Origin of the sequence: Roseimaritima multifibrata, assembly GCF_007741495.1 — a bacterium.
Classification (GTDB): Bacteria; Planctomycetota; Planctomycetia; order Pirellulales; family Pirellulaceae; genus Roseimaritima; species Roseimaritima multifibrata.
Genome location: NZ_CP036262.1, coordinates 5,933,122 through 5,944,766, shown reverse-complemented (window position 1 = coordinate 5,944,766; position 11,645 = coordinate 5,933,122). Strand labels below are relative to the sequence as shown.

The window sequence follows — 11,645 nt, the reverse complement described above, 5'->3', positions numbered from 1 at the left end:
CGGCAATAACCCTTTGCAGCTGGTCGGAAGAGAACTGCTCTTGCCTTGCGGGGGGTGTTTTTGCTTAAGTAGTCGCCTGAATGTTATCCATTGTCTCAGGAACCGCACTCATGCTTTCAGTTTGTCAAAATGTTGGCAGTGGCACACTTGATTTAACGAAATCAGAGCCCCCACAAGTTCAGCCCGGAAAAGTGCTGATCGCTAATCAGGCGAGCTTGATCTCGGCTGGTACTGAAAAAATGGTCATGGATTTTGCTAAGAAAAGTCTGCTAGCAAAAGCAAAGGAGCGGCCAGATCAGGTGCGACGAGTTCTGGAAAAAGTCCAGACGGATGGTCCTTTGGAGACTTTTCGCCAAGTCCGGCAGCGGTTGGATGACCCACTTACGCTCGGTTACAGCTCTGCGGGAGTTGTGATCGGTTGCGGTGAGGGTGTTGAAGGCTTTCAGATCGGTGATCGAGTCGCAAGCAACGGACCCCATGCCTCGGTCGTATCGGTACCTGTCAATTTGGTCGCCAGAGTTCCTGACACCGTTAACTTTGAGCAGGCATCGTTCGCAGTGCTGGGTTCGATCGCTCTTCAGGGCGTTCGCTTGTCAAAATGTGTTCTCGGTGAAACGGCGTTTGTGGTGGGCTTGGGATTGGTCGGTCAGATGACCGTCGGATTGCTTCACGCGGCGGGTTGCCGGGTAATTGGTACCGACCCTGATCCGAAAAAGTGCGAGCTCGCCAAGGCGAGCGGGGCTGAAGTGGCTCGCCCAGGATTGACGGCTGCGCAAGCTACCGAAATAACCGGTGGGCTGGGGCCTGATAGCGTTATTCTCACCGCGTCAACTGCTAGCAATGGACCAATCGAATTGGCTTGCGAGGCGGTCCGGCAGAAGGGCCGAATCGTATTGGTCGGAGTCGTGGGGCTTGAGATGCCACGGCGACCAATGTTCTTCAAAGAAGCAGAATTCGTTGTCTCCTGTTCGTACGGGCCAGGACGCTACGACTCAAACTATGAAGATCGCGGAATCGATTATCCCGCAGCTCACGTACGCTGGACGGAACAGCGGAACATGCAGTCGGTGCTCGACTTGCTCGGACGCGACCAGCTTCGGGTGGACCATCTGGTTACTCATAAATTTGAGATCGAAAAGGCTGTGGAAGCTTATTCGATGGTCCGCGAAGCAACCGAACCCTATCTCGGTATTGTTTTGAAATACCCAAACCATACCTCGCAAATTCAAAGTGATACTCCGCCTGTCGAGCTCGGTTCTTTTGGCACTGCCAAGTCTTTTGCTCCTGCTCTAAAGCAGGTGAAGGGGCCGAAAGTCCCTGCTAAACCGAGGTTGGCAGTTCTCGGTGTCGGAAATTTCGCGAAAATCACTATGTTGCCTGCTGTGGTCCGCAGTGCAGCCTTTGAAAATCGCGTTCTTTGCTCTGCTGGAGGAGTTTCTGCGGAGCACGCGAGAAAAAAATTCCAATTTGCGAACGCATCCGCAGCAGGTAGCGACGTTTTGGCAAGCGACGATACCGACGCGGTGATGATTCTGACTCGTCATGATTTGCATGCAACGCAGACCATTCGAGGATTAGATCATGGAAAGCATGTTTTCGTTGAAAAACCTTTGGCAATGACCACGAGTGAATTGGTTGAAATCAAGCAGGCAGTTGAAAGAAACCCTTCTCAGATCTTGACGGTTGGTTACAACCGCCGGTTCTCCGCCGCCGCAAAGCGAGCGAAGACGCACTTCGAACATGTTACTGCCCCAATGACCGTGCAGTACCGATTCAACGCAGGGGCCATTCCGGCAGATAGTTGGGTTCAACATCCGCAGGAAGGAGGCGGACGCATCATTGGCGAGGCATGCCACGCGATCGATTTGGTCACCTACTTGGCAGGCAGTCTGCCGGTCGAAATCCATGCTATGTCGATTGGTGGAGCCAACGCTCCTTCGAAGGTGGATGACCAGGCATTTATGACGATCCGTCATGCCAACGGCTCCGTTAGTAGCGTCGGATATCTTGCGGGTGGTGCGCGGTCGATGCCCAAAGAACGCGTCGAGGTCTTTAGTGGTGGTAGGTCGTGTGTCATCGATGACTTTAAATCGGTGACCTGTTACGCAAGTGGCAAAAGTAAACGCACTAAGATTCGATCTGGCAAAGGGCATCTAGAAGAGATTCAGGAATTCGCTCGAGCGATTGAAACAGGTGAGTGGCCGATTTCATGGCCAGAACTTGAGGCCACCTCTGTTGCAGCGATCGCTGCCGTGCAAAGTCTAAGGACCGGTGCACCGGTACGATTGCTGAACAATCAAGAGCAACGTGTCGCAGCTTGACCCATTTGCTGAATGTCACGTGTTAGGCAAAGTTGCCTTACAGACATTGTTTATCTGATTTCAAGGAAGTAAAAGTTATGTTGATCGATATTATCGCAGGGGCTCGCCCCAACTTCATGAAAATTGCTCCGATTGTCCATGCGATCGAAAAGCAAGCTGAAGGAACCGGTCTCGAATACCGTTTGATTCATACCGGGCAGCACTACGATGCGAAAATGTCGGGCGACTTTTTTACGCAACTTGGGATTCCTGAACCTCACGTGAACCTTGGCTCGGGATCGGGAACTCAGGCGGAGCAGACCGGCACGATCATGAAGGGGTACGAAGGCGTCCTTGCCGAACGACTTTCGGACCTCTGCCTTGTCGTCGGCGATGTGACTTCCACGATGGCTTGTTCGGTGGTTGCCAAGAAAGCCTGCATCGGGGTCGCACATGTTGAAGCGGGGATCCGCTCCGGTGATCGCACGATGCCCGAAGAAATTAACCGCTTGGTAACCGATTCGATTACTGATTATTTCTTCACAACCAGTGAGCTGGCGAACGAGAATCTCCGTAAGTGCGGAATCTCGGACGATGCGATCTTTTTTGTCGGGAACACGATGATCGACACGCTGCTAAGAAATTTGGATCGAATCCAGCCACCTGACTTTTTTGGTCCAGAGCAACTGACCAGTGGCAACTACATCTTGATAACACTTCATCGTCCTGCCAACGTGGATCAGCCAGAAAGCCTTTTGGCGATGTTGAATGCGATTGCGGAATCTGCTGAGGGTTTGCCTGTGATTTTTCCTGTTCACCCGCGAACACGGAAAAACCTAGAACTGATCGGTGATTTACCCGAGTGTATTCGCGTGGTGGATCCCCAGGCGTATTTGCAGTTCATCTACCTTGTCAAAAATGCAAAGGCTGTCTTGACGGATTCCGGTGGTATCACTGAGGAAACCACCGTGATGGGGATTCCTTGTATGACTCTTCGGGATAGTACCGAACGGCCGGAAACGGTGACCCTCGGAACGAACGAGTTGATCGGGACGGCACCCGAAAAAATCGGTCCAGCGATGCAACGATTGTTTGCTGGACAATGGAAGAAAGGTCAGGTTCCACCAAAATGGGATGGGGCTACCGGCGAGCGGATCGTAGCGGCGATTTCAGAAATCTATCAAGCGAAGATGCCACTCGTTGAGGAATGCGTCTCTTAATGGAACCGCGTCAACTGCCACGAGTCCTGCGTACGATTTGGCCACTGCATTGGTCGCAAATTTCGATCAGGGCTTGGAAAGCTGTTCAGCGACGCGCTCCGAAAATTAGGCCGGATCGTCCGTTGGAAGTGCCGGGAATTCAACCGGGACCAATGGCGATGCCACCGGTTTTTGGGACGACTTGCGACTCGGGAAACGAGTTAATTGAGTCTCTTGCAGGCGGGAAACTGCGACTGCTGAATCAATCTTTTGCATTCGGTGAATCCAACTGGGATTGGCGACTCGGTTCCGTGTCCGAGGATCGCTTGTGGACGGTTACTCTGCACTATCATCAGTGGCTCTATGAACTAGCCAAAATTGCCACTGAGTCTCCAGAACATGGGCCGAAAGCAAAGGAGCTTTGGGGCGCGGCGATGTCAGACTGGCTGCAAAATTGCCGTTTGGACTCTCCGGGGGCTAAGCCGCTTGTTTGGAATGCCTACGCCATTGCGACCCGTCTGAGTTGGTCGATCCGGACTTGGCAACTTTGGCATGACGCCAAAATCGAACTGCCTCAAGAACTGCTGCAGGAATGGCAGAAAAGCTTGTATCAGCAGGCGGATCATTTGTATCGAAACCTCGAATGGGATCTTCGTGCAAATCACTTGCTTCGGGATGCCGTGGGATTGGCCTGGGCAGCCAACTTTTTTGTGGGCAGCCGATCGCGCCAGTGGTTGGCGAAGGCACAGCAAATCGCGGTGCAGCAATCTGAGGAGCAGATGCTTCCCGACGGTGGCCACTTCGAGCGGAGTCCATTTTATCACTTGGAAGTGATGGACGATTGGTTGACCTTGGCCATTTTGTTTCCGGCTGGCCGAGTTCGCGATCAGATGCGGGAAACGTGGCAGCGTGCGGCGGAGTACGCTCGTTGGCTCCGGCATCCAGATGGCTGCGTGGCCCAGTTCAATGACGGTGCAACGATCAACGCCGACCAGAATCTTATCCATGGTGAAGTGATCGGAGTCGACGTCGATCTATCAATGCCGCGGGGAGGAAAGCACTTTTCCGATTCCGGAGTAGCGGTTTGGCATGGAGAACCTTGGACCTTGTTCTGGGATGTCGGCGATGTTGGTCCCAACTGCCAACCGGGACACGCGCACGCAGATACCCTGTCTTTGGAATGTTCGTTTCGGGCCCAGAAATTATTCGTTGATCCTGGTTGTTATAGCTATGACTACGACCGACGACGCGAATATGATCGCGCCACTTCAACTCACAACACCGTCTGCATTGATCAGACCGATTCCAGTGAGGTTTGGCATATCTTTAGGGTCGGTCGGCGGGCTCGACCTCGCGGCATCCAGGTTTCTACCGATCAGGAACATTTCTTAGGGCAAGCTGAGCATGATGGATATCAGCACTTGGCGGGACGCCCTGTGCACCGCCGGATCGTAGAAGTATCGGAAGAGGGATTTTTGATCGTCACGGATCAGGTTGATGGGCTGGGAACCCATCAAGTCGAAGGGGGCTGGCTTTTGGCTCCGCATTGGAAAATTAGAATGCGGGAAAACCGGTGGGAATTGACCAATGATAAGCAGATTTTGGAATTGGAAATTGATGCCAGTAGCCGCTGTCAAATCGATGCGTGCGAAGCCACATACCATCCTGAGTATGGTGTGGAAATAGCGACGAAACGGCTCCGGTGGAAATTTGAGGGAAAGCTGCCTTTTCAGATCGTCTGCCGGGTATCTGAAGTCTCTAAACCGCTATTGGGGTAGCGATTCAAAATTTGCTAGGGTTCAGGCATCTCCCAATAAATCGTTGAGAAACCCATGCATATTTTATTTCTAACACCAAATTTTCCTCCCGAAGTAAACGCCGGGGCAACGCGTCAGTACGAACATTGCCGTCGTTGGGTTGGTGCTGGTCATCAAGTCACGGTGGTGGCACCTGCTCCGAACTGGCCAGCTGGAAAAGTCTATCCAGGCTATAAAAATCGGTTGAGAAGTGAAGAAGAGATGGACGGGATCCGCGTCATCAGGATCGGTACTCTGATCTCCGCGAACCAAGGCTTCTTTCTCCGAACATTAAGCTTTGTTAGCTACATGGTGCATGCCTTTCTGACGGCTTGTTTCATCCGCAACGTCGATGTGATGGTTGCTACTTCGCCGCAGTTTTTTGCCGGGCTTGCGGGCACATTGACGCGAATGATTCGGCGGATCCCTTTCGTGTTGGAGATTCGAGATATCTGGCCCGAATCGGTCTTGGCGGTAGGGGCCATGCAGCGATCGCGGATGATCCGGGTATTGGAATGGCTAGAGCGAAGGATGTATGCGTCCGCCGATCATATCGTGACCGTGGGTGAGGGGTATCGTGAAAAACTGTTAGAGCGAGGGGTGGATGCCAAAGATATCACGGTAGTCACCAATGGCGTGGATATGGACTATTGGAAACCCCGCCAAGCGGACAACGCATGGCGAACGAAATGGGGAGGAGATAATAAGTTCGTATGTGCTTATGTCGGAACCGTGGGGATGGCTCATGGACTAGAGGTGGTTTTGGATGCGGCACAAAAACAAAAAGATGAAGGCCGTAACGATACGGTGTTTTGGATCGTTGGCGATGGTGCTAGGCGTAGCGCATTGGAAGTAGAGGCCAAAGATCGATCTCTTGATAATGTGCGTTTCTTAGGGCAAGTCACTAAATCCGATGTGCAGACCGTCTTGGCGACATGCGACGCTTGTCTTGTCCATCTCCGGGGAACCGAGTTGTTCGGGACCGTGATTCCATCGAAGATATTTGAGACGATGGCAATGGAGACACCGATCATCATGGGTGTTGAGGGACCGGCCCAGCAGTTGGTAATGGAGGCTGAGGGAGGGGTTGCGATGACGCCTGATAACGCCGATTCGTTGCTTCAGTGTATTGAAACCATCGCCGCAGCACCCTCGCGTTATGCCTCGGGACGCCCGTTCGTTGACCGGCGTTTTAATCGGAATCAGCTTGCCGCAGATATGCTGGAAGTTCTGGTTCGGTTTGGTGACCCCGATGGTCAAGAAAGCCCAAAGGTGCAAGCACCTTTGCCGAAGTCCACGGTTCGAAGAGCCGCCTAGGTTGCGGATTGGCTTGGTGCTTTAAAAAATCTCAGTTGCCTAAAACCGAACAATGGACTGGATTGGTTGAATGAAACGAGTATTGGTAACAGGTGCAAACGGATTTGTTGGTCGCCAGTTGTGTGAACGATTGCTGACCGATGGATGGCAGGTGCGCGGGACGATACGGCGTGCGGAGTCGGCCGCTGAATTAGCCGTAGGGGTTCAGCCCGTTGTCATCGGTGATATAGCGACGTTCGAGAATTGGGGTGCCGCTCTGGATTCGGTTGATTCAGTGGTTCACTTAGTCGCTCGTACGCATGTCATGAATGAAACCGTCGAGGATCCTCTTCCCTTGTATCGGCAGGTAAATGTTGCGGGGACGCAGCGGTTGCTAGATGGATGTGAAGGGACGCAGGTGAAGCGATTCGTTTTTGTAAGTTCGATCAAGGCTGTCGGCGAAGCGAATTCCGAACCCTACACCGAACTTAGTGATTGCCTACCTGAAGATGCTTACGGTGTTAGCAAGCGGGAAGCTGAACAATTGGTTCTTGAGACCACGTCACGGTTGGGGATCGAACCCGTTGTTCTCAGGCCTCCGTTGATCTATGGGCCGGGTGTTTTAGGAAATTTTAGTCGGATTCTTCGTGCCATCGATAGAGGTATGCCATTGCCGCTGGGGTGTGTGAAGAACCGGCGTAGCTTGTTGTACGTGGGCAATTTTGTAGATGCGATTGCGATCTGTCTGAAGCACTCGGGGGCGGCCTATCAAACATTTCATTTGGCTGACGGTGAGGCGGTTTCGACGAATGAGCTCGCTCGTCATATGGCGTTTGCGCTCGCGAGAAAGCCTCGCGTCTTTCCTGTGCCCGTTCCATTACTTCGAACGCTAGGCTGGCTGACCAAAAAGGAAGCTCCCATTTCTCGGTTGGTTGATTCGTTAACCGTTTCGACCAGCAAGATTGAGCGGATGACCGGCTGGAAACCGTCGGTTTCTCTTCGTGATGGATTGGAAGATACCGTCAACTCATACCGTGCCGCATAATGTTAAGGGTTCCTGTGAAACGTTTGTTTGATATCGCCGCAGCGGTTGCATGCATCTTGCTGCTTGGGCCCGTCATGCTTGTTGTTGCGTTGGCTGTACGAGTTACGTCTCGGGGGCCTGTCATCCATTGGTCGAAACGTGTTGGGAGGAACAACGTTCTTTTTGATATGCCAAAGTTTCGCACAATGTTTACGGGGACGCCACAATTGGCGACGCATCTGTTAAGTGATTCGGCATCCCATATCACTCCCGTTGGTAGTATCCTTCGTAAAACAAGCTTGGATGAGCTTCCGCAGTTGTGGAGCGTTTTGCTTGGAGAGATGAGCTTTGTGGGGCCCCGGCCAGCACTCTATAACCAGCATGATTTAGTGGCAGCGAGAACCTCTTGCATGACGCATCAGCTGGTACCCGGGATTACCGGTTGGGCCCAAATCAATGGGCGTGATGAATTATCGATTGACGAGAAGGTCGAATTCGACGCCGAGTATCTCCAGCGACAAAGCCTCTGGTTTGATGTTAAGATCGTCGCCCTAACGATGGTGAAGGTTTTTCGCAGCGATGGGGTTTGTCAGGCCGATTCAACGACCAGCATTCCAACACCCGAAGTATTCAAACGCGCTGCGTGATTCTGGAACGTGAGATCCATGATTGGAAATTTCCGTCGTCAACTTGCAGGAGCATGATTGCCTTGCGACCTTGCCCGGTCGGACGCTGCATTGCAATGGCCTGTTTGCTAAAAATGAATACGCGCCAAGCCATCTTTTACGAGTCGACCAAATGCTGCGTAGTTTTAAGCTGGGGATTTCCTATGATGGGACGGGGTATGCTGGGTGGCAGGTTCAGCCTCGGCAGCTGACGGTGCAGGGGATGCTGGAACGGGCGGTGGCTAAGCTGACGGGCGAACGCGTGGTGGTTACCGGTAGTGGACGGACCGATTCGGGTGTCCATGCGTTGGCTCAGGTCGGCAGCCTTACCACCGATGCTTGGCGGGCTTCGGCCGCTAGCCTGATGCGGGCGATGAATACCAAATTGCCTCCCGATATTGTGGTCGTGGAAGCTGCCGAAATGCCGCTCTATTTTCATGCTATCCGTGACGCCGTCGGTAAACGCTATCGATACCAAGTGCAGGTGGGCGGGATCCGGAATGCTTTTGAGCATCGCTATCGCTTGCACGTGCCTTACCGTTTAGATGTGCCGGCAATGCGGGATGCGGCTGGACGCTTGGTCGGTAAGCTGGATTTCGCTAGCTTCCAAGCGGCCGGGGCGGACCGCCTAACCACCGTCCGTGATGTCCGTGCACTCGACCTGATCGTGGAAGAGGGTAGGGGAGACGCGGTGTATCTGGATATCGAAATCGAAGCCGATGGGTTTCTTTATAATATGGTTCGCAATATCGTGGGAAGCCTACTGGAGGTTGGGCGTGGTAAACAGACTCCAGAATGGATCGATTTCTTGCTTGATGTGAAAGATCGCGATAAGGCAGGCCCAACGGCTCCGGCACTGGGGCTGTTCTTAATCCGCGTCGACTACGATATTCAACCCATCTTGGACCAGGGCGAATTGCCTTAGTCCTTATGTTTGAGGCTGTTGTGAAAGGCTTGTGTTGCGAATCGCTCATGTGATCACTCGAATGATCGTTGGTGGGGCTCAGGAAAACACATTGTTGACCTGCCATGGATTGTTGCGCGATTACGGAGACGACGTTCTGCTTTTGACCGGGCCTTCATTGGGCCCCGAAGGCGGTTTGCTGGAGCAGGGCAGGGTAGGGGAGTTGCCGACAAAGGAGCTCCCTATGCTGCGGCGAGCCATCCATCCGCTGAACGATGCGAAAGCGTTGGCTGCATTGAAGGCGGCGCTGCGGGATTTCAAGCCGGATGTTGTCCACACGCATAGTGCAAAAGGTGGGATCCTGGGGCGGCAGGCCGCGTGGGCGCTAAAGGTTCCGGCAATTTTGCATACGGTTCATGGGGCTCCGTTTTATCCCTATCAGCCCGCTCCGATCCGCTGGTTTTATCGCAAGTGTGAACGCCGTGCGGCCAAGCAGTGCCATCGCCTGATCTCCGTCGCCGACGCGATGACCGATTTAATGGTCGAGGGCGGAGTTGCGGATCGCTCGAAATTCACGACGGTTTACAGTGGGATGGATGTCGCGCCGTTCCTGGCCGCTGATAAAACTCGCGAGCAGACACGTAAGAAGCTTGGTATCCAACCTGACGATATTGTGATCGGAAAAATTGCCAGGCTGTTTCATCTGAAAGGGCACGATGACCTGATTCACGCTGCATCGCGGGTCCTCGCTGAGCACCCGAAGGTGAAGTTCTTGTTGGTCGGCGATGGGGTCCTTCGGGAAGAGCTGGAAAAGAAAATTTCGTCGCTGGGGCTGACGGACCGTTTTTTGTTGACTGGACTGGTCCCGCCTGTGGAAATCCCTTCGCTGATCGGGGCGATGGACGCGCTGGTTCACACTTCCTACCGCGAAGGGTTGGCGAGAGCGCTTCCGCAGGCCCTGATCGCGGGAAAACCGGTCGTCAGTTACGACGTCGATGGGGCTCGAGAAGTCGTCATAAACGACGAGACGGGGTTTTTAGTCCCCGCAGGTGGTATCGACGAACTTGCTCGCCGTTTGATCCAGATCGCAGGGGATCCGCAGCTTCGGCTGCGGTTGGGGGCGACTGGCCGCGAGCGTTTTACCGAGCCTTTTCAAGCCGAAACGATGACCCGGCGGTTGAGGGAAATCTACGAGGAACTGCTGAAGTAGATGGTTTTCAGCGTTTGGAGGTGGGGAGTGGGGATTTCCCAGGCCCCACCGAAAACAGCCTCCGGGCTGAACGCGTTACGACGTGGCGTCCGTTCGCTTAGGCTGAATCCGCTGTTGAAACGCATAAAAGGTTCATTTCACTGCCAAATGTCCTTTTTTTTGGGAGGGGAGGGGGGCTGGGCTGTCATTCGGCGGGGGCCTCCGAGGGGCATCGCCTTTTCGTAACCTGCGGGTCTGCCTAAGATGGTTAGGAAGATTTCTCCGCTTTTAACCGATGCCGTGCTCATGACAAAAATCCGCGATTTTCTGGGACCCTACCGGCTTGTCCGTTTGATCCGAGGTGGAGGGACCTGTGAAGTCTGGGAGGCGGTGCATTCGGAGTCGGATGAGCGGTTTGCCCTGAAAATTCTTCGCCCCCAGAAACGGCACGATAAAGAAGAATTGGCGACGCTGAAGCATGAGTACGCGGTCGCTTCGACGCTGACAACCAGCAATCGCATCATCAAAATTTACGAGTACACCATCGAGAGTGACACTCCGATGTTGGTGATGGAACTGTTTAGTGAACTGAACATGAAGCAGGCCCTGCGGCGGGGACCGGAGTCGCTTGCGTTCATGCTTCACACCATTGTGGAGCAGGCGGCAGAGGGGCTTTACTTCATGCACAACAAAGGTTGGATCCACCGCGATATCAAGCCCGACAATTTTTTGGTTAGTAGGGAAGGGGAGACCAAATTAATCGACTTTCAGATTGCTGAGAAAAAGAAATCGGGGCTGGCAAAGCTGTTTTCCAAGTCCAAAATCCAGGGGACCAAGAGCTACATGTCGCCCGAGCAGATTCGTGGCAAGGCATGTGATGAGCGAGCCGATATTTACAGTTTTGGCTGTGTGCTGTTCGAAATGGTTACCGCAAAAGCCCCGTTCACCGGTTCAACGCCGAACGAGCTTTTGACCAAGCACTTGAAAGCGAACATTCCCACCCCCTTGGTCTACAACGACAACGTAAGCTCCGAATTCGCGGCATTGATTCGCAGCATGATGGCAAAGTCGCCAGAGAATCGCCCGCAATCGATGTGGGAGTTCTTGAAGGAGGTGCGGGCAATGAAGTTGTTTAAGCGAGTCCCTAAGCCTCCTGAGGTTAGTGTCTTTGATGACCTGCCTAACTTTAAAAATCCTGATGACTTGTTTCGCAATAATTAGGGCCGGACGCGTATCGCGTCACTGGAATTTTCGAAAACGTATTGAGTGAGA

9 protein-coding genes are annotated in these 11,645 nt (G+C 53.2%); all 9 read left to right on the top strand.

Features of this window, described 5'->3' with window-relative positions:
* Positions 1-110 precede the first annotated feature (110 nt).
* The 9 genes from FF011L_RS21570 (at position 111) to FF011L_RS21530 (ending at position 11,594) form a co-directional block, all read left to right on the top strand.
* Positions 111-2,321, top strand: coding sequence for a bi-domain-containing oxidoreductase (locus FF011L_RS21570; RefSeq protein ID WP_145354048.1), 2,211 nt, complete (start codon positions 111-113; stop codon positions 2,319-2,321).
* Between the two features lie 77 nt (positions 2,322-2,398).
* On the top strand, positions 2,399-3,520 hold the full coding sequence (gene wecB, locus FF011L_RS21565; protein ID WP_145354047.1) for a non-hydrolyzing UDP-N-acetylglucosamine 2-epimerase: 1,122 nt from the start codon (positions 2,399-2,401) through the stop codon (positions 3,518-3,520).
* Positions 3,521-3,678: 158 nt separating this feature from the next.
* Positions 3,679-5,277, top strand: coding sequence for an alginate lyase family protein (locus tag FF011L_RS21560; protein ID WP_218932792.1), 1,599 nt, complete (start codon positions 3,679-3,681; stop codon positions 5,275-5,277).
* Between the two features lie 54 nt (positions 5,278-5,331).
* Entirely contained in the window at positions 5,332-6,612 is a 1,281-nt protein-coding gene (locus FF011L_RS21555; RefSeq protein WP_145354045.1) for a glycosyltransferase family 4 protein, read from the top strand.
* Positions 6,613-6,682: 70 nt separating this feature from the next.
* On the top strand, positions 6,683-7,636 hold the full coding sequence (locus FF011L_RS21550; RefSeq protein ID WP_145354044.1) for an NAD-dependent epimerase/dehydratase family protein: 954 nt from the start codon (positions 6,683-6,685) through the stop codon (positions 7,634-7,636).
* A complete protein-coding gene (locus FF011L_RS21545; RefSeq protein ID WP_261342551.1) occupies positions 7,636-8,262 on the top strand; it encodes a sugar transferase in 627 nt (208 codons plus the stop codon). Before FF011L_RS21550 ends, FF011L_RS21545 begins: the two co-directional genes overlap by 1 nt.
* A gap of 22 nt (positions 8,263-8,284) precedes the next feature.
* Complete coding sequence (gene truA, locus FF011L_RS21540) at positions 8,285-9,205, top strand: tRNA pseudouridine(38-40) synthase TruA (RefSeq protein WP_246109559.1); 921 nt, start codon at positions 8,285-8,287, stop codon at positions 9,203-9,205.
* A gap of 34 nt (positions 9,206-9,239) precedes the next feature.
* On the top strand, positions 9,240-10,394 hold the full coding sequence (locus FF011L_RS21535; protein ID WP_145355749.1) for a glycosyltransferase family 4 protein: 1,155 nt from the start codon (positions 9,240-9,242) through the stop codon (positions 10,392-10,394).
* Positions 10,395-10,679: 285 nt separating this feature from the next.
* Positions 10,680-11,594, top strand: a complete 915-nt coding sequence (locus FF011L_RS21530; protein ID WP_145354042.1) for a serine/threonine-protein kinase — start codon at positions 10,680-10,682, stop codon at positions 11,592-11,594.
* Positions 11,595-11,645: the final 51 nt, after the last annotated feature.

Excerpts from the sequence above, each read along its gene's own strand:
- FF011L_RS21570 (WP_145354048.1), top strand. The coding sequence starts at position 111 with ATGCTTTCAGTTTGTCAAAATGTTGGCAGTGGCACACTTGATTTAACG.
- wecB (WP_145354047.1), top strand. The coding sequence starts at position 2,399 with ATGTTGATCGATATTATCGCAGGGGCTCGCCCCAACTTCATGAAAATT.
- FF011L_RS21560 (WP_218932792.1), top strand. The coding sequence starts at position 3,679 with ATGCCACCGGTTTTTGGGACGACTTGCGACTCGGGAAACGAGTTAATT.
- FF011L_RS21555 (WP_145354045.1), top strand. The coding sequence starts at position 5,332 with ATGCATATTTTATTTCTAACACCAAATTTTCCTCCCGAAGTAAACGCC.
- FF011L_RS21550 (WP_145354044.1), top strand. The coding sequence starts at position 6,683 with ATGAAACGAGTATTGGTAACAGGTGCAAACGGATTTGTTGGTCGCCAG.
- FF011L_RS21545 (WP_261342551.1), top strand. The coding sequence starts at position 7,636 with ATGTTAAGGGTTCCTGTGAAACGTTTGTTTGATATCGCCGCAGCGGTT.
- FF011L_RS21530 (WP_145354042.1), top strand. The coding sequence starts at position 10,680 with ATGACAAAAATCCGCGATTTTCTGGGACCCTACCGGCTTGTCCGTTTG.